The organism is Microcoleus sp. C2D2, assembly GCF_036702495.1.
GTDB lineage: Bacteria > Cyanobacteriota > Cyanobacteriia > Cyanobacteriales > Microcoleaceae > Microcoleus.
Map to the genome: position 1 here is coordinate 19,391 of NZ_JAUBTO010000032.1, position 18,305 is coordinate 37,695.

The 18,305-nt window shown below is 46.3% G+C and carries 20 protein-coding genes; 8 read left to right on the forward strand and 12 right to left on the reverse strand.

Annotated elements, in window-relative coordinates; genetic code table 11:
• Window positions 1–111 precede the first annotated feature (111 nt).
• Complete coding sequence (gene ubiG, locus QUB61_RS13075; protein WP_333128985.1) at window positions 112–957, reverse strand: bifunctional 2-polyprenyl-6-hydroxyphenol methylase/3-demethylubiquinol 3-O-methyltransferase UbiG; 846 nt, start codon at window positions 955–957, stop codon at window positions 112–114.
• Between the two features lie 229 nt (window positions 958–1,186).
• Between ubiG and QUB61_RS13080 the strand changes: the two genes are divergently transcribed.
• Window positions 1,187–1,918, forward strand: coding sequence for a TIGR04283 family arsenosugar biosynthesis glycosyltransferase (locus tag QUB61_RS13080; protein ID WP_333128984.1), 732 nt, complete (start codon window positions 1,187–1,189; stop codon window positions 1,916–1,918).
• 374 nt (window positions 1,919–2,292) lie between these two features.
• On the opposite strand, the gene QUB61_RS13085 is transcribed toward QUB61_RS13080, so the two are convergent.
• From QUB61_RS13085 to QUB61_RS13120, 8 genes are all read right to left on the reverse strand, one after another.
• Window positions 2,293–2,979: a DivIVA domain-containing protein gene (locus tag QUB61_RS13085; RefSeq protein WP_333128982.1), complete on the reverse strand. Its 687-nt coding sequence runs from the start codon at window positions 2,977–2,979 to the stop codon at window positions 2,293–2,295.
• Window positions 2,862–3,440, reverse strand: coding sequence for a pantetheine-phosphate adenylyltransferase (gene coaD, locus QUB61_RS13090; RefSeq protein WP_333128980.1), 579 nt, complete (start codon window positions 3,438–3,440; stop codon window positions 2,862–2,864). The genes QUB61_RS13085 and coaD overlap by 118 nt, the downstream gene beginning before the upstream one ends.
• Window positions 3,437–3,700, reverse strand: a complete 264-nt coding sequence (locus QUB61_RS13095; RefSeq protein WP_333189984.1) for a hypothetical protein — start codon at window positions 3,698–3,700, stop codon at window positions 3,437–3,439. Before QUB61_RS13095 ends, coaD begins: the two co-directional genes overlap by 4 nt.
• Window positions 3,628–4,464, reverse strand: a complete 837-nt coding sequence (locus QUB61_RS13100; RefSeq protein ID WP_333128976.1) for a M15 family metallopeptidase — start codon at window positions 4,462–4,464, stop codon at window positions 3,628–3,630. The genes QUB61_RS13095 and QUB61_RS13100 overlap by 73 nt, the downstream gene beginning before the upstream one ends.
• A 451-nt stretch (window positions 4,465–4,915) precedes the next feature.
• On the reverse strand, window positions 4,916–5,278 hold the full coding sequence (locus tag QUB61_RS13105) for a transcriptional regulator (protein WP_333128974.1): 363 nt from the start codon (window positions 5,276–5,278) through the stop codon (window positions 4,916–4,918).
• Window positions 5,262–5,609, reverse strand: a complete 348-nt coding sequence (locus QUB61_RS13110; protein WP_333129036.1) for a type II toxin-antitoxin system RelE/ParE family toxin — start codon at window positions 5,607–5,609, stop codon at window positions 5,262–5,264. The genes QUB61_RS13105 and QUB61_RS13110 overlap by 17 nt, the downstream gene beginning before the upstream one ends.
• 47 nt (window positions 5,610–5,656) lie before the next feature.
• Window positions 5,657–6,025 carry a transcriptional regulator gene (locus QUB61_RS13115; protein WP_333128970.1) on the reverse strand — a complete coding sequence of 123 codons (369 nt, stop codon included), beginning with the start codon at window positions 6,023–6,025 and terminating at the stop codon, window positions 5,657–5,659.
• Between the two features lie 10 nt (window positions 6,026–6,035).
• Complete coding sequence (locus tag QUB61_RS13120; RefSeq protein WP_333128967.1) at window positions 6,036–6,362, reverse strand: type II toxin-antitoxin system RelE/ParE family toxin; 327 nt, start codon at window positions 6,360–6,362, stop codon at window positions 6,036–6,038.
• 270 nt (window positions 6,363–6,632) lie between these two features.
• On the opposite strand from QUB61_RS13120, the gene typA reads away from it, so the two are divergent.
• The 6 genes from typA to QUB61_RS13150 all read left to right on the forward strand — a co-directional run bounded on the left by typA (window position 6,633) and on the right by QUB61_RS13150 (window position 12,618).
• The gene (gene typA, locus QUB61_RS13125; protein ID WP_333128964.1) at window positions 6,633–8,423 is read left to right on the forward strand and encodes a translational GTPase TypA; all 1,791 of its coding nucleotides are present in this window, start codon (window positions 6,633–6,635) and stop codon (window positions 8,421–8,423) included.
• A gap of 319 nt (window positions 8,424–8,742) precedes the next feature.
• On the forward strand, window positions 8,743–9,894 hold the full coding sequence (locus QUB61_RS13130) for an AAA family ATPase (protein ID WP_333128961.1): 1,152 nt from the start codon (window positions 8,743–8,745) through the stop codon (window positions 9,892–9,894).
• A complete protein-coding gene (locus QUB61_RS13135) occupies window positions 9,884–10,477 on the forward strand; it encodes a hypothetical protein (RefSeq protein ID WP_333128958.1) in 594 nt (197 codons plus the stop codon). Before QUB61_RS13130 ends, QUB61_RS13135 begins: the two co-directional genes overlap by 11 nt.
• Window positions 10,478–10,802: 325 nt before the next feature.
• Window positions 10,803–11,675: a ParA family protein gene (locus QUB61_RS13140; protein WP_333128956.1), complete on the forward strand. Its 873-nt coding sequence runs from the start codon at window positions 10,803–10,805 to the stop codon at window positions 11,673–11,675.
• Window positions 11,672–12,118: a hypothetical protein gene (locus tag QUB61_RS13145; RefSeq protein ID WP_333128954.1), complete on the forward strand. Its 447-nt coding sequence runs from the start codon at window positions 11,672–11,674 to the stop codon at window positions 12,116–12,118. The genes QUB61_RS13140 and QUB61_RS13145 overlap by 4 nt, the downstream gene beginning before the upstream one ends.
• 23 nt (window positions 12,119–12,141) lie before the next feature.
• On the forward strand, window positions 12,142–12,618 hold the full coding sequence (locus QUB61_RS13150) for a hypothetical protein (protein ID WP_333128952.1): 477 nt from the start codon (window positions 12,142–12,144) through the stop codon (window positions 12,616–12,618).
• A gap of 135 nt (window positions 12,619–12,753) precedes the next feature.
• Here QUB61_RS13150 and hpsL read toward each other — a convergent pair whose 3' ends face one another.
• The gene (gene hpsL / locus QUB61_RS13155) at window positions 12,754–14,418 is read right to left on the reverse strand and encodes a hormogonium polysaccharide biosynthesis protein HpsL (RefSeq protein WP_333128950.1); all 1,665 of its coding nucleotides are present in this window, start codon (window positions 14,416–14,418) and stop codon (window positions 12,754–12,756) included.
• A gap of 659 nt (window positions 14,419–15,077) precedes the next feature.
• Here hpsL and QUB61_RS13160 point away from each other — a divergent pair.
• The gene (locus QUB61_RS13160) at window positions 15,078–15,785 is read left to right on the forward strand and encodes an alpha/beta hydrolase (RefSeq protein WP_333128948.1); all 708 of its coding nucleotides are present in this window, start codon (window positions 15,078–15,080) and stop codon (window positions 15,783–15,785) included.
• Window positions 15,786–15,928: 143 nt separating this feature from the next.
• Here QUB61_RS13160 and QUB61_RS13165 read toward each other — a convergent pair whose 3' ends face one another.
• Together QUB61_RS13165 and QUB61_RS13170 are read right to left on the reverse strand one after the other, a co-directional pair.
• The gene (locus tag QUB61_RS13165; protein WP_333128946.1) at window positions 15,929–16,825 is read right to left on the reverse strand and encodes a CoA-binding protein; all 897 of its coding nucleotides are present in this window, start codon (window positions 16,823–16,825) and stop codon (window positions 15,929–15,931) included.
• An 89-nt stretch (window positions 16,826–16,914) separates the two neighbouring features.
• Window positions 16,915–18,150 carry a succinate--CoA ligase subunit beta gene (locus tag QUB61_RS13170; protein ID WP_333128944.1) on the reverse strand — a complete coding sequence of 412 codons (1,236 nt, stop codon included), beginning with the start codon at window positions 18,148–18,150 and terminating at the stop codon, window positions 16,915–16,917.
• Between the last annotated feature and the right edge of the window lie 155 nt (window positions 18,151–18,305).

Below are 18,305 nucleotides of genomic sequence, written 5' to 3' on the forward strand. Positions count from 1 at the left end.
ATGCAATAGAGGCGAGTTTTAGCCGGATTTGTCGATCGCAAAAATCCGTCTCAAACTCGCCCCTAATGACAACAGTTAACAATCAACAATCAACAATAAACAATTAACCGACTAATTCTTCGCCCCTACGCCAATATACATAATGGACGTATCCTCATTAATTTTAATTTTAAACAAGCCAGACTTTTTGTAATTAACATAGTTAGCTATATTAGAGATTAGCACTTGAGAAACTTGTTGTAAACTTTCCCCCGAAGGAAATAGCTGCTTTCCACTTGTAAAATTCCCCCAAAAACCGTGCATCTGGGCTAAAATAGCGCCCATTTCTCCAAACATATCAAAACCTTTAATTTCAATATTGCCGAAACCCGTACCGCGCATTACCACAGACAGTTCATCCGGGGTAACAAACTTTTCCCAATCGTGAACGCCCCGCTTAATTTCCTGCAATGTATTTTCCATCAGTCCAATCATCACAATTTGCGAGGAAAAAGTTCGGTTGATTGTATCAAAAAAGAACAGTCCCCCAGGCTTGAGAATCCTGTGAACCTCAGACACAACTTTTTTGTAATCGGCAACGTGTTCCAAAACATCCAGGCAGATTACAACATCAAAGGTATTGTCGTCGTAGGGCATATTTTCGGCCAAACCTTGCCTGTAGTCAATCTCAAAACCGCTGGTAACTGCGTGATTTTGAGCGGCTACAATACATTTGTCCGATCGATCTATTCCAGAAACAATAGCGCCTCTCTCAGCCATAAACTCGCAAGAAAAGCCGCCGCCGCACCCGACATCTAAGGCTTTCAGCCCTTGCCAATTAGTCGCGTGTCTGTCGAAAAACTCAAATCTGGGTTTGTTTAGATGGTATAAGGCATAAATTTTAGCATTTTCGTCCCACCAATTATCGGCATTTTCCTCAAAAAATTCTAAATCATTTTTTACTTCAGTTTTCTGCACGATTTTCTCAGTCCTGATTAGTGGGAAATATAGAGGGCGATCGCACTTTTGCCTAATTTTATACGAATGACGCCAACAAACCCGGTTTATGTGAAAAATCCGAGGTTTCGTGACGAGTTCGCAGGCAGACACCGGGTTTCTGAATCCGCGCGCATAAGTTCTATTTTCTCGTTAGTTGTGAATCGCCACAGTTTTTTATTATAATATCTCTGGCATAAATTTCAACCAGATGGATCGCGTTTCTATTATCATCCCAGCCGTCAACGAAGCGACTTGTCTGGAACGCACCCTCCGCCAACTCAGCATTCTCAATCCTCCCGCTTGGGAAGTGTTGGTGGTAGACGGCGGCAGTCAAGACTCCACAGCGGCGATCGCACTTTCGGCCGGCATCCGCGTTATTTCTAGCAGTACAGCCGGACGTTCCGTGCAAATGAACTTAGGTGCCCTTGTCGCCACCGGCGAAATTCTGTGCTTTCTCCACGCCGATACTTTAGTTCCCGACGACATTGTAGCAGTTATCCAGAAAACATTGTCCGATACCGAAATTTCCGGCGGCGGGTTTATCTCCCTGATGGCTGGTTCGCAGCAAACAAGATGGGGTTTTTCCCTCCACAATTACCTGAAAACTTATTACGCGCCGCTGTTATTTCGACCTCATTTATTTTTCAAAGGATTGCGCCTGCTGTTTGGCGACCAAGTTATTTTTTGCCGCCGTACAGATTTTTGGGAATGCGCCGGTTTCGATGCCGCGCTGCCAATTATGGAGGAAGCGGATTTGTGTTTGAAGTTAGTGCGACGGGGGAGACTTAAGTTAGTCAATCGGGTAGTGGAAAGTAGCGATCGGCGAGTGGCAAATTGGGGCGAATTTAAAGCAATTGCGATCTATCTTTCGATTGGTTTTTTGTGGGGATTTGGCGTTTCTCCCCGCTATCTCAAGCAGTTTTATGAAGACATCCGCTAAAACACAAAATCCGATTAAATTCCCAGACAATACTGGCTGTAATTTTTGGGCATAACTTTCTGCAACAGGTAAATAATCGCCCAACAAACCAACAAATTGCCTGTCAGTAAAAAGCCGAGCTTCAGCAGCGGATGTACGGGGCAAATAAACTTATAAAACGCTCACAACACCTATTTCACTAATGTCGAATCCAGGAGATATATAGGGAATGAATAAGCAGCCAATATTTTGACTAACTCAGATACTCTACTGGGAAGTGCCATACTTTTAGAAAATGCGAGGGAGGAAGAAAGACTATAAAGACTATTCCGAAAAAAAATCTACCTAAATTAGGTAGACTTTTAGAAAGGTTTCCGCAATGAGTTAAAGGTTGGCTAACCGTTGGTGTTATGGATGTGCGAGGCAGAAACACTATCCAACCGATCGCGCCCGTTGCGGATCACGCGCAGCATATCGCTGAGCTTCTGCTCGATATTATCGAGCACTTGGTCGGCATAATCGTCGGCTCCGTTTTGAATTTCCTCGCATTCAGCCATCGCCCTCACTCTCATCTCTTCCAATTCCTCTTGAGCCTGGTAGCGAATTTGTTCGACCTCCGCCAGCGTCGCCTGCTGAATTGCCTCGCAGTCAAGCAAAACTTGCTGTCGCAACTGATCTGCTTCTATCTTCGCCTGCTGAAGCAGGCCCATATCGTTTAAAAGTTCTGCCGCTCGCTGTTCTGCTGCTTCTATCACTTCCTGAGCGTAAAGTTCCGCCTCTTGAAGCAAGTCGTCCTTGTGCCGGAGGATCGTCTCGGCTTCCTGAAAGGCGATCGGCAAATTTAGCCTCACCAAGTCTAACTGATCGAGCAACTGTTCTTCATCCACCAGAGTGCGTCTGGTCATAGGAATTCGCGGGCTGTCGAGAACAATTTCCTCAAGCCGGTTCAATTCCCGCTGGATGTCTACTCCTGCGGTTCGGGTGGGGTCTCCGAAGGCGGCTGTGTTCTGAGGTGATTCGTTCTCAGTGCGGAGGCCGGTACTGTCGGGTTCGATGCGAGTTGGTTCCTGCTGGCGTAACATTTGTAAATATCTAGGGCGACGTGTTTCGGAACAAGATGATCTACGGAGCCACCAAACTTGGCTATTTCTTTAACTACACTACTACTTAAAAAGCTGTACTCGTTAGAAGTTGCCAAAAAAACTGTTTCAATTTCACCCAGAAGGGTTTTATTGGTGTGGGCCATCTGGAGTTCCATTTCAAAATCTGTTAATACCCGGAGCCCCCGCAGCAGCACTTTGGCTTGTCGAATCTTAGCATAGTTTACTGTCAAACCCTCAAAACTGTCTACTTCTACGTTTGGCAAGTGTTGGGTAGAGCGCTGGATCTGCTCGATCCGTTCCTCTACGGTGAAGAGAGGGGTTTTGCTGGGGTTTCTGACTACCGTAACAATTACCCGATCGAACAGTTTAGATCCCCGCTCGATAATATCTGCGTGACCGAAGGTAATGGGGTCAAAGCTGCCTGGATAGATTGCAATCACGAGTTTGGCTCAACCGAGTGGGGGGGAGTGGGGGAGTGTCCTTGTGGGGGAATGGGAGAGTGGGATAGTGCGGCAGTGGGAGAGTGTCCGAGTGGCAAAGCCGGAGATGTGGAAAATCTTCCTTCTTCCTTCTTCCTTCTTCCTTCTTCCTTCTTCCTTCTTCCTTCTTCCTTCTTCCTTCTACCTTCTACTTTTTCATGGAATGAGCTTTGTAGAAAGTTTCGAGGCTTTGCTTGTCGCCCACAAACCGCCAGTGCCAAGGCTCGTAACTGACGCCTTGGCGATTGTTTTTGGGGAAGGACATTTCAAAGCTGAAGGCGACGGCGTTGGCTTCTAACCACTTGAATGCTTGGGTATTTTCAAAACTGGGACTGAGGTTGTTTTCCGGGGCGCTGCCGTCGCCGATGTCGATCGCGTAACCGGTATGGTGTTCGCTGTAACCTGGAGGGGCGCTGACTTCGGCTCGTTTGCTGGCGTTTTGCCTGCGTTCGGCTTTCACGTCAAAAAATACGTGCTGTTGGTCTTGCAGGGAGCGAAAGCCGGATATGGGAGCGAAATAGATGCCTGATGCCGCTGCGGCGTTAGCCATTTCCTGATATTTTGCTGCTGCCCAGGTGCGGAGTTTGACGCTACCGTCGGGGGTGACGCTTACCAAGTCTTTGGCTGGTGCTTCTGGGTACGGCAAGTGTCCCAGCAGGTTTTCTGGGGTGGCGGCGGCGGTGCCGGCTTTTGAGTTGGTAGCTGGACTCGCGGCCGCTCCTGAGGGCGATCTTACCGATGCTGGGTTTTGTTGAGTTTGCTCTGCCTGACTGGTGGCTGGGAACAAGTTAAAGTTGAGGTGCAGCCAGATGCTGACCCCACAGGCTAATGCGGCCAACCCTAGCAGTTTCCAAATCAGCCCTTTTTTCTTGGACTGACTCGGCCGTGCTTCTAGGTATGGGTGGTCTCGCACTGCTTCTGGAATTTCGTCGGCGACAAGCTCCGAGGCTTGCGGGGGTTTTCTTGACAGACTAGCGTTATCCAAGCCAGCTCCACTCCTGCACTTCAATAAGGCTCAACGTTAAAAATTGTAAACCGATATGGGCGATCGAACAGCTACAATTGCCGCTGAGAATATATCATCTCTTTCTGAGGAAGCCCCGTCCCATCCGCCAACTCTGGCATCTTTTGCGATCGCGATCGTCGCACAGTAGATCGTCCATGCGAGGTCGCACTGGTTGGCGCTGGTGGCGCTGGTTTATTTTAAGTGTAATTTGTTACTGTTGGACCAAATCCCACAATTGTGCGATCGACACATCAAAGGTCGGCGCCAATTTTAGCAGAGCACCGATGTCAGCCATTGCGATACCGGGCGATCGGGCACAACTTTTAACTGTATTGTAGGAGACCCCGGAGCGATCGGCTACTTCCTTTAGCGATCGGGCTTCGAGCGCCGTTAAGGTCTAATTAGTAGCTTAAAGCTCGATCTCCCAAAATCAAACATTACCAACTTCCGCCAACTCAGCACCACCAACAGAATCTTCCTCTTCCCCTTTATCCCCTTCATCAACCGCAACTTTTAACTTCAATCCCAGATTTTTCAGCCAACTTGCCAAAGCATAAATTGTCGCACTTCCTTCTCCCGACAACAAAACATCTAATTTTTCCAGATGCAATGAGGCATCCTCCGCAGACATATTTGGTTCCCCAAGAGCCTCAAATACATTGCTAAGTGCGAGTTCCAGCAAACCAGGTTCAGGCTTTTCATCTTCCAAATGCGCTGTTAGATAAGCCGCAGCGTGCATTTTATCCTTGAGGGCTTCAATCAGATAATCCTGATAACTATCGCTTGTTGGCATTTTGGCGTTCTCCATATTCTTTCCAATACTCATACGCTTTGCGGATATCTTGTTCTTGAGTGCTTTTATCTCCACCGCAAAGGAGAAGCACTATTGTTGACCCAACTTGCCCGAAGTACACGCGATACCCAGGCCCCAAGTCAATTTTCAATTCACAGACTCCTTCCCCAACAGACTTGCTGTTTCCTAAATTCCCCAAGCGAACTCTGTCAAGCCTTTGCTCAATTTTAACTACCGCATTCAAATCCCGCAGGGAACTAAGCCACTCTGCAAAAGGATTTTTACCGTCTGGGGTAATATAACGCCTAATTTCCCTCGGTTGTACTTCCATAAAGCCGATCGTAGCTGCTAGCTGATTGTACGGGCGATCGCCCCTTCTCAAACATTACCAACTTCCGCCAACTCAGCACCACCAACAGAATCTTCCTCTTCCCCTTTATCCCCTTCATCAACCGCAACAGTTAACTTCAATCCCAGAGCATTCAGCCAACTTGCCAAAGCATAAATTGTCGCACTTCCTTCTCCCGACAACAAAACATCTAATTTTTCCAAATGCAATGAGGCATCTTCAGCAGACATATTTGGTTCGCCCAGAGCCTCAAATACATCTCGAAGTGCTTTTCGCATGATTCCTAATTCCAAATCTCCTTCTTCCTCCTCAAAAATCTCTGTGAGATAGCCAGCAGAATATGCCGGATCTTTGAGATTTGAAATTTTATAGGGGTGATAAGGTAAGCTCTTAGGCATTGTCATTGTCTTAACTCCTGTAATCTGTCCAGTATGTTTTAGCCTTGCGGATATCTTGCTCTTGAGTGCTTTTATCCCCGCCTATCAACAAAAGTACAATTGTTTCTTCTACTTGTCCAAAATAGACCCGATAGCCGGGGCCGTAATTTATCCTCAACTCATAGACACCTTCTCCGACTGCCCGATAATCTCCTAAATTTCCAGTCCCAACTCGATCGAGTCGCCGGTCAATCTTAAATTTTGCCTTGAGATCCCGCAGGGAGTCTAACCACTCCGAGAACGGAACTTTGCCGTCTGACGTGCTGTAACGCTGAATATCTCTGGGTTGTACTTCCATAAAGCCGATCGTACTTGCACCCTCATCTTAATACCGGCGATCGCCCCGTATCCAACCTTCTTCACCTGGGCCAACTCAAGATCGCCGATCGAAAGGAACTCTGCCGTCAGGGGTAGTGTAACGTTACATTTCTCTCGGTTGCGCTTCCATAATCTTGATTTTAGCGACGATCGCACTCCAATCTGGCAGCCGCCCGATCGCCCCTTGACTCGATGCGCTACAATTATTAAGAAATCTTTAGTTAGATCCGTTTAACGTTCCAGACGCATTATGAGTCTTCCCATTCGCAACGTCGCCATCATTGCTCACGTCGATCACGGCAAAACCACCCTTGTGGACGCTCTCCTCAGACAGTCCGGGATCTTCCGCGAAGGGGAAGAAATCCCAGATTGCGTCATGGACTCCAACGACATCGAGCGCGAGCGCGGCATTACCATCCTTTCCAAAAACACCGCCGTCAGGTACGGAGAAACCCTGATCAACATCGTCGATACCCCCGGACACGCGGACTTTGGCGGCGAAGTCGAACGAGTTCTCGGGATGGTTGACGGCTGTCTGCTGATCGTAGACGCCAACGAAGGCCCGATGCCGCAAACCCGGTTCGTGCTCAAAAAAGCCCTAGAAAAAGGACTGCGCCCCATCGTCTTTGTGAATAAGATCGATCGCGAGCGAGCCGACCCCCACAAAGCCGTCGATAAAGTTTTGGATCTGTTCCTCGAGCTAGGTGCGGACGACGATCAGTGCGAATTTCCCTATCTCTTCGGTTCCGGCTTAAGCGGTTACGCCAAAAAACACCTCGAAGACGAAGGGGTAGATATGAAGCCCCTCTTTGAAGAAATCCTAGACCACGTACCGCCCCCCGTAGGCGACCCCAACAAACCGCTGCAACTGCAAGTAACCACCTTAGATTACTCAGAATACGTTGGTCGCATCGTCATCGGCCGCATCCACAACGGCACGATTAGAATCGGTCAACAAGCAGTCTTAATCACAGAAAGCGGCGCGCTTGTCAAATCAAAAATTACCAAATTGATGGGCTTTGAAGGCCTGAAGCGGATTGATATCCCAGAATCTTCTGCTGGTAATCTTGTCGCCGTTGCTGGTTTTGCTGATGCGTATATTGGCGAGACAATTACCTGCCCCAACGACCCGCAAGCGCTGCCTTTAATCAAAGTAGACGAACCAACTTTGCAGATGACTTTCTCTGTGAACGATTCGCCGTTCTGCGGTCAAGAAGGAAGTTTGGTAACATCGCGACAAATTCGCGATCGGCTAATGCGAGAACTCCAAACCAACGTCGCCTTGCGCGTCGAAGAAACCGAATCTCCCGACAAATTCCTCGTATCCGGCCGTGGCGAACTCCACCTCGGAATCCTGATCGAAAATATGCGTCGCGAAGGATACGAATTTCAAGTATCCCAGCCCCAAGTAATCTTCCGCGAAGTCGGCGGTCGTCCCTGCGAACCCTTTGAATGTTTGGTATTAGACGTACCGGAAGAAGCAGTCGGTGGCTGCATCGAACGCCTCGGTCAGCGGAAAGCAGAAATGCAAGATATGCACGTCAGCAGCACCGGCCGCACACAAGTAGAATTTTCAGTTCCCGCCCGCGGCTTGATCGGGTTCCGAGGCGAGTTTATGCGCTTGACTCGCGGCGCTGGAATTATGAACCACAGCTTCCTCGATTATCGCCCCCTGGGCGGAGAAATTGTCGCCCGTCGCAACGGAGTATTGATTTCCTTTGAAGAAGGAATTGCGACCCAGTATTCACTGAAAAATGCTGAAGACCGCGGCGTATTTTTCATTACCCCCGGAACCAAGGTTTACAGAGGGATGATTATCGGAGAAAACAACCGAGATGAAGACATGGAGCTGAATATTTGCAAGTCGAAGCAGTTGACAAACCACCGCGCATCTGGCGGTGAAGAATTGGCGCAATTGCAAGCGCCGATAGACATGAGTTTGGAGCGCGCTTTGGAGTACATCGGTCAGGATGAATTGGTGGAAGTAACACCGAAATCAATTCGCTTGCGGAAGGTTTCTAAGAAGTTGGTCAAACGCTAAAACAACTTGAGGGCTGGCAATTTTGCCAGCCCTTAGTGTCAACTTCAAACTGTATTTAAAGGCAATATTAATAATGGTAAATAACCGAGTAATTATGATAACCCTCTAAATTTGATAAGCAATTAAGCAGATGGCACCATGAAAACCACCGTTGAACTTAACTAAGAATTGGTTAAAGAAGCCTTTGGCTTAACCAATTTCAAGACATAAAAATAAATAATTGGCTTTGCTTTGCAAGTACAAAGTCTTGTGGGAGAACGGATGTATTTCTAATCGACCCTTAAATTGCTTATTATCCTAACGTTTATCAATAAAAATTATGCTGAAGAGAATTTATGTAAATAATTTTAGATGCCTGGTCAATTTTGAATTGACAGTAGATAGCTTAAATCTCTTTCTGGGTTCAAATGGATCGGGCAAAACTACCGTTTTCGAGGTTTTAAGAAAACTACAGAAATTTATTTTAGGCGATCAAGCTTTCCAGCGAGAGTATAGGGTATCAGATTTGTTTGCAAGCAAGGATTTAACAAGATGGCAAAAATCAAACATTCAAAAATTTGAATTAGATATTGAAGGAAATGGTGGCATTTATAAATATACCCTAGAGATCGAACATCAAAGAGACTATGCACCTCCTAGAATGCGACTAGAAAGCTTAACTTTTGACGGACAACCTCTGTTTAATTTCTGGGTTGATCCAGAGGATATAGGTATAACTGCAGGCCAAGCTAGGTTGTATAATGACGATCCCGATCGCGAAGGTGCTTTCTTGCCGTTCTTTGATTGGTCGCGTTCTGGCATTGGTTTGATTTACGAGAGGCCTGACAATCTAAAGCTTACATGGTTCAAAAAACGGATTTCTAACTTTTTTATTGTACAGATCAATCCTTATATAATGGAATCAGAAAGCCTTAAGGAGGAAAGTTCACCTAACTGGGATATGTCAAATTATGCAGCTTGGTACAGCTATTTATCTCAAGAATCTCAAGGTAAAATATTTAAGTTAACGCTGGAATTACAAAAGATTATTCAAGGATTTGATTCATTTCAAAATCATAAATCCGGTGATGTTAGGATTTTGTCAGCATCTTTTACCCGTCCCAGCAAAGCTGCTTATAGGCTTAATGAATTATCACACGGTCAAAAAGCTTTAATTGCTCTATACACCTTAATATATTGTTCTCCTGATGATAATTTTACTTTGTGTATTGATGAACCAGAAAATTTCCTGGCTTTACCGGAAATAAAACCTTGGTGGGGTAGGGTGATGGACTATTGTCTGGAAAATCAAGCACAAGCAATGTTAATTTCTCATCACCCCTCATTAATTAATTACTTAGCAAGCAATTCAGGTTATTGGTTTGAACGAGAAGATAATCAAGCTGTCCGCGTGCGGCGAATTACTGATACTGAAGAAGAAGGTTTATCAGTTGCTAAGCTTATAGAACTTGGATGGATTTATGACGAGTAGAGATGATTTACCAGAAGTAACTATTCTCTGTGAAGATATTGACCAAGAGCGATTTATCAGAGAATATCTGATCTGCCGGGGCTTGGAAGATCGCAAAATTAAAGACTTTGGCAATCCTAAAGGGAGAGAAATTAAGAATAACAATGCTTCGATAGTCAAGTATTATCCAGATATTATTAAAAGTTATAGAAAACGTAAGTACAGAAATATTGCTGTAGTGGTAATGATTGATGCTGATGAAGATAGCTTGGACGATCGAATGCGTTCTTTAAATATAGCATTAGACGAAACAGCAGGTAATTTAAACAGAGATCCGCGACTGCGTGACGAGAAAGTTGCTATTTTTGTGCCCGCCCGAAATATTGAAACGTGGTTTTATTACATCAATAACAATATGGAAGGACAAGAATGTAATGAAAATACTGATTATAAAGATAAAAAAATGAGTGCAGAAGAGAGGATTGAACTAGCTAAAAAAGCGGCAAAAAAATTGGCTACAGAAATATGTCCTCAGGGAGTCGATCGCATTACTTTGCCTTCTCTCCGTTATGCGTGTACGGAGTTGCAACGGTTACAGTTTTAAAAAATGAGTTAGTTGATGTGACATAATGTTCTGTTAGATCCCCGATTTCTTAAAGCCATCGAAGAGCTGGGTTTTCTGTTTTCTTAAGTTGTTCTACTTAGTTAATGATATATAGCAATTCTAAATGAGTCGTAAATTTTTTACCCCACCCCAGCCCTCCCCTTACCAAGGGGAGGGAGTAAGAAATTCACAAATGATTTAGGATTGCTATATCATTTTTATATATCAATTGGCACATCGTGACCCTAGTGGGCGATCGCAGGCTGAACAAAGTCACACAATATGTTTTAATTTATATTTGAGCAAAACCTAAACAAAAGCAGCCATGAGTCCTAAATCAATAGCCGTAATCAACTTCAAAGGCGGTGTCGGAAAGACCACCGTCACTTGGAGTCTGGGAAATATTATATCCCAAGGAACCGACTTAGAAGTCTTGATGTTAGACTTAGATCCGCAAATGTCCCTCACAGAGGCGATCGGACTTAACGAAAATACGGGTCATTTAGATGACAAGTTTGGTAAGTGGTACGAACAATCTCTTAAGCACAGACTTACAATTTACGACGCTTTAGAAGTATTTAAAAAAGCCGGACATAATTTTAAATTTCCCGTTGGTTTCGACACCATTTATCAGATTGACGAACAGTTGCATTTTGTCCCTTCAGTTGAAGAATTGTATTGGTTGGATATCGATGGATTTGAGGGAAAAAGTGTTAAAGACTTCATCCGCAGATTTATTGGGAAAATCGCTAACTCTGCCAATCTCCCCAAATACGACTTAATGCTTTTTGACTGTTCACCTTCCTTCAGTCTCCTCACCTACAGCGTACTCTCTTGTTGCGACTTAATATTGATTCCCGTCAATCCCGATTATTTTGGTTCTAGGGGATTGAGTTTAGTTTTAAACTCGCTCCAGAAACGGATTGAGCCTTATCCGTTTCCCAAGATTGCAGTGTTTATGAATAAAGCTAAAATCTATGGAGGATTGCTGACAAATGAAGTTCAGTTTTACATGAGAGAAGTAAAGAGACTTTGTGCAGAGATATCAAAAGACAATAACATAGAAGTTAGATTTTTAGAATCGACGATTCGGGAAAGCGTCGGGCTAAAACGGGCGATTAATGAGGGAGAACTGCCGCGAGAATTAGTTAGAGAATTTGAAAAACTATGGCGCGAGTGTGAGGAGTATCTGAAATGAGTAAAAAAGAAATTTTTGCTGATTCCGAACAAGAAAGCGGGGGGTTAGTTGAGCAAATTGGCGAACTTAAGGAAATCTTGCGGGAGGTTTCTAGAAAATTAACCCGGCTTGAAACTCAAGTCAAGCGGGGAGTGCTTTCTGCTGGGTCAAAAACTTCGGATATTCCCATGGGTGCTGATGTAAATAAACCTGTTAATTTATCGGCTGCCAATGTTCTAGAAGTTTATGAAGAACTGCGTTTACAAGCTAAGAATGGTAATGAAGAAGAGGTGAGGAAACAATTGTTGGCAATGAGTGCAACTGACTTGAACTTGATGTGTTGCGAGTTAGGGATGCCGCCCAGCAGCAAGAATCCCTCCCGAAAAAAAATGTTCGAGCTAATTATTGGCAGAATTAAACAGAGTTTGAGGCTGTCGAGACATATCGACAGACAAACACTTTAAAAATTAGCAAATGCATCGATAAAATGCGTTTAACTTGGATTTCCCCCTGGGATATGGAACAGGCAAGATGCCCGTTCCACAAAAGCCTGTTCCACAAGAGTTTAAGTGGAGTGTGGGGTGGGCCGAAGATCCCGCCCCTGAAAAGCTTGTTGCAAATTATGCAACTTTTCAGCTTCAATAAATTATGGCGGATCGGGGCGATCGCCCTATTATCACTAACACTCTTAATCAGCTTGTTTTTGAACCTTCAGGGCCCCGGAACACCCCCAACCCAAAAACCAAGGATACTAGCGTTTACCGCCCTCCAGATGCGTGGTAGCAAGGCGAGAAACAATTTATTTGCGGTCAATGCTAGCAGTGCCGCCCACCCCGAACTTTCACCAAACATAGATGTTAGCCCTACCCTAGTTTGGTCGCCCAACGGCCAGCGGCTGGCTTTCGTTAGCGGAGATACCGACATTTATACAGTCAATACAAGTGGTTTAATGTGCTATTTATAGCGGTAAGGTGCGCACTGCAAACCTACATATAGAGGTTATGCGTAAGTCCTGATATAGAGGTTCTGCGTCCAAGACTCTCAATCAGTAAAGTGCGCAGTGCAAATCTTCAATATAGAGGTTCTGCGCCCGAGACTGTCAAATTGGGGCAGATGCAATAATTTTTTTCTCCTTTAATTGCTGGTGAACTTGCAAATCATTTGACTCAAGTTCCTGGTGTTTTTCATCCTGCACCTGTTTGTCAATTGTGGGCAACTTTAAAATCGCCCCAGCTAAAACCCAATAATACACGGACACTGGATCTACATCCAGCGGATAGTATTGAGTATTGAGCGTAATAAATCCAACGAACACCCAAAAACTAGCTCCGTAACTCCGCAAACTTTTGTCTTTCACAGAACGGTAAGCTCTAAAAGTTAGAAAAGCCAAGTGTAAAAGCATGATTTGAAAAGCAATCATTCCCGGATAACCGAGTTCGTAGATCAACTTAGGTTGGAAAGTTTCAATTAGCTGCGTGGTACCAAATATCCGCGTTGAATTAGTCGCTCGTCCCACACCTCTACCGAGAGGTCTGTCAATGATAAAATTGTTGCTCTGCTCGAACTGATTAAAGAGAAACTGCTGGGGTGGTGCAGCATTCCAGCGGCTAACAACACTCTCCCAGCGCTGCTCGATAATTCCCGGGTTAATTGCTGCACCGACAAACAGCAGAATCGCCAGTCCTGCAGCGATGGGAATAAATCGTTTTAAATTAACTAATTGACCGGTGAGAACTAGCAGGATGGCCGTAGCAACGGGAACCATAACTAAAGCAGCTCTTTGACCGGAAATAACTGCATTGGCAAATACTAATGCCATGCCAAATAAACCGATCACTCGCCACCAGAATGAAGGGTCGCAAAAGGCAGAGGCAAAGGTTACAAAAGCATTAGAAATTAAAAACCACGCCCACTGCCAAGGCGCTACAAAAGTTCCCGGCAAGCGGATAAACTTGACTTCTGGACTGAACACCAAAGAACCGCCGACCAAACATCTAGCTTGCAGCGTTGCTTTATATAATTCTTCTCCGATCATTCCTCGGGTGCCCGCACACTTTCCACTTTGCAGCAACAGGTACTGAATCAAACCGAGAAGGCAGCAAACGATCGCCAAAACGACGTGCATTCGACTAAAAAATACTAAATCCTTCTTAGTGCGGAGCAGATAATAGGTACAAGCGATCAGCGGTATGTAACCTATCAATACTTTTAAGCCGAGAATTCCTTGCAGAATTGGTTTGTCGCCGTTCATAGGGTTGAGCTGCATCTCCCCGTTGACAAAAATTAAAGTCAGCATTGCCATCATCAACAGGATGCTGAAGGTAGAAAGCATTTGTTTGGGAATGAACAGGGGCAACTGTTTCTTTTTGCAGCTTTGGATTAGGGCGATGAGAGCTGGTATGTAGAAAGCATCTTTGGCTACTTGAAATGCAGCATTCCCGCCGCCAATTGCGTAAGTAATTGTACCGCTAAAAGGCAGGTAAATTAGAAAAGCCCACAAAGCTTGACGGGGGTATTTGTAGGAAAGCAGCAAGATGGCTCCGGCAGCCCCTCCTGCAACAGCAATCTTAGGGCTGGCTACGAACAACAGGGGGATGCTGAGAGCAACGCTGACTAAGCAGCTTATGCCGATCGCCTGCCGCAATTCATTGCGCTTTTGTGAAGTTTTGCGTTTTTGTGCTGCTACTTCTTTTTTGCTTAGCGCTGTTGTTTTTTGGCTGTGCTTGTGTTTTGATTTCTTGGCTTTGCGCTTGGTTTTCAACATATATAGCCTTTCGAGCTCTCATATGAGGTACTCATGGGCATAGGCCTCCGTGGGCATAGGGCATAAGCCTCCGTGGGCATAGGGCATACCTCACCACGCGATCGAACCGCTATAGCAGAAGGAAGTTCGGCAACGGATTCGCTTTCTGAGGATGTAATAAATGTAACGGATGTAACGGAGGTCAGTCAGAAGGTTTTAGTGATATGGGAGAGAAGGAAGAAGCAATCGACCGCTTATGTTTCAGCAATTAAGAACCTCCTCACCGTCAGGGCGGTTGCGATAACTTTTAGAAGGTACTTATGTATGAGGATGAAGGCACTTTGATGTCGAAGGCACTTATGTAGAAGGTAGAAGGCAGAATGAATAGAAGAAAAAATATTTCTGTAGATGTGATTACTTATTCTTAAAGTCGAGAGCGACCAAAAATGTCGGTCGAGATTATGGGTGTGACGCGGGCACAACTTATACCATTTTAGATTTTAGATTAAAGAATTGAAGAATGGGGAATGACCAATGAAGCTGGTGGTTTAGATCGCGGGCCTACAGTTGCATTGTGTTTGGGAACTGGGACTACCTTCGTCACCTGGTAGAATATAACTGCTGCATCTATAATGTACAAACCTCAAAAAAATAATTTTAATCGAGCGGTGAACGTGAAAATGAAATTAAAAAAATTTGTATCGATCGGCATTGCCCTACTTTTAGGAGCAAGCGCGAGCATATTATCTAGCAGCAGTACAGCATTAGGGGCCCAAAAAATTGTCCTCACATTTGGCCCGATCAGACAAGCCATCAATATCAGCGACTTAGAAGACTTTGCTAAAGACGGCACGACGACGCCAACCCTCCAACAAATTATCCGGTTCTCCAAAATGGACGCGCAAATACTGCGGGGGTTGATGGGTTTAGAAATCGGTTTAAAGCCGGCTAATCTGGCCAGGGTAGTGTACAGCACCCCGGGAGAAAAAATCACTGACGAAATCGGTCAAGCAATTCGGACTCAGCGCCGCACAGAAAGCGGCAAAGCGCTGCGGGCGGCGGTGATCCTGGCAGCCGGGGACGACGGTAAGGTATCGCTGCTGGAAATCCTGAAAAAGTATCCTCTGGCCGAGGTTTACGTAGATGTTGCTAGTATTAGTGGCACTGTTGGGAAACTTCAAAGTTTAGCCGGAACTCTGCAAAGCCTGCTTCAAGATGTGATGCGATCGACAACTGGCACAACTGAAACAACTCGCCCCGAAAGTCCGATCGAACCTCCGCGCAGCGTTGGGCCAACAACTGCGCCTCCAGCGCGCCGCCGGGCCGAACCCGCACCCTTGCCAGCACCAGCACCGCAGCCTGAGGGGCCGGTCAGAGGGCTGTGGTAAGGATATCGTAAATGTGTCGGGCGGGCGGGTTTAGCCTGCTGTTGTGGGATTCTGCAGACAATTTTGTGACAAAACCCGCCCCCGCCCTACCCCTATCCCAACCCCGAAGAGGGTTAGGACTATTGTGAAAACTCCCAAAGCAATCAATTTTTCTTTAGCAATTTTTTGAGCAACTTAGGAACCTCCGAAGGTCGAGCCGCCACAGGTATGTCCGCCTCTTCAAAGGCAGCCATTTTGTTTGGGGTCGTAACTCCAAAGGCTTTCTGGGCAGCAGCCCGAGAACTGATCAGGATGCCGGCATGGCCCAAAGACGGCCCCTTGGGAGCGTAGCGGCCGGCCAGATAAGCAACTACGGGTTTGTCTATCGCCTCGGCGATGTAAGAAGCAGCAGCTTGTTCGCTCCACCCGCCAACTTCACCCACCAAAACCATCGCTTCGGTACTGTCGTCTTCGTCCAAAATTTGCAGCCACTGCATAAAAGAAGAACCGACAATGGCGTCGCAGCCAATACAAACCGCCATCGACTGTCCCAACCCCGCCTCAGTCAGTTCTAGGGCAACTTCGTAAGTCAAAGTGCTGCTGCGGCTGATCACCCCCACCGGGCCGGGAGTGTAGAATTCCTTGGGGTGAGTTCCCAGCAGCAATTTGTCGGGCACAATAATCCCCGGACTGTTGGGCCCGATTACCAAAGTTTCGGTGGCCTCTGCTTTTCTGACTAAGCGCACCATATCCAGAGGAGGTACTCCCCCAGTGACGATCGCGATTTGCCGAATTCCTCCGGCGATGGCTTCTAGAGCCGCATCCAGCACCGAGTAAGCGTCTACAAAAATTACCGCAGTGTCAACGTGACCCACTGCCGCCACTGCTTGTTCTACCAAATCAAAAACCGGAATTCCCTCCACTTCCAGCCCCCCCCGACCGGGACTGACACCGGCGACTACATTCGTGCCGTATGCTTTCATCATCAGGGCGGAGCGGGTTGACGCGGGAGATTCTGTAATGCCCTGTACTAGGACTTTGCTTTCAGGAGTTAAATTCATTTTTTCCCACTTGACACTCGATCTTTAAAAAGCAGAAGGCCTTCGTCTGTGCATAACTCTTGTCTTTTGCCTCACGACTGCAGCGGACGCTACTTGGCGGAGGATACAGAGGTGGCCGCAGCCTCATCCAAAGTGCTTGCTAGCTGCACCGGCCACTGTCCCAAACGCTTTTTAACAGCATCAGCATCGATCTCTACCAGGCGCAGCACAACTTGGATGTGGCGGTTAGCGCGAGCTTTCCGTTCCAAATACCCCGCTACTGCGGCAATGATTTCCTCGCTCTTGGAGGCGCTGCCCAAAATATTTACAAGTATCACCTTAACGTTTTTATCCTGAGCCACTAACTCCAGACCCAACTCCGCGCAATCGCGCAGCGCATTTGCTGCATCGTAGCGGTCTAGGGAACCCATATTCACAAAATTAGCTGGTTTTCCTCCTTGGTGGGTTACAGCATCCAGAGTTGCCATTGTTAGGCCCACTCCGTTGCACAAAATCCCGATATTCCCGTCTAGTCCGATTAATTGCAGGGATTCGGAATTCGAGATTGGGGATTGAGATTTGGGGTCAAACTCTGGCTGTGGCGAGTGCTGCAGCTTCGAGTTGGAATTAAGGCGATCGCCTGGGGCCTGGGGACTTCTCCTTTCCCGTGCCAACCCGCCCAAGAGCCTCTTCTCCGAGAGTGCTGCCAAATCTGGATGCCGCCCCAAGGCATCGTCGTTGGCGGTGACTTTACCGTCTAAAGCCATTACCTCTCCCCTTGGACTGATGCCGAGAGGATTGATTTCTACTAAATCTAAATCTTTTTCGACAAACAGCCGGTACATTTTCTCGACAATGGTGCTCACGGATTGAATCAAGTCTCCCTGCAATCCCATTTTCAGCGTGAGACGCCTCGCGTAGAATGGCGAAAATTCCTGGTCTACGGCAACTTGCTGCATTTGCTCGATCGACCCTTCGACATCCATACCTCCTTGTCTCGATCCCAGAAGCACCGGGCGTCGCGCTACGGGGTCTAGGAGTACCGCTAAGTACAATTCTTGGTCGGCGTTGTACTTTGCTTCTGCCAGCAGGACTTGGGGATATTCATCCTCGATCGGCAAATTAAAAATTGTTTGGGCGGCAGCTACTGCATCGATCGTATTTTCCACAAACTTGATACCGCCCGCCCGGCCCCGTCCCCCAGCCCGCACTTGCGATTTTAGTACAACCGGGTAGGGAATTTTCAGTCCTTTGAGGTCGGCGAGATTGTCAATCCGCTGCGACGGCAAAATCGGAATTGCCATCTGGCGAAATAAAGATTTAGCTTGGTACTCTAACAAATCCATTATCAATTACGGGTGACGGGTAGTTGGCAACAAGCAATTCGTCCTAATTGGCAATTCATAATTAATAGATAGTAATTGGTTTTTTGTCAAGTTAAAAGTTAAAAATTCTCGCTTTTATAGCAGAAGGAAGAAGGAAGAAGGAAGAAGGAAGAAGG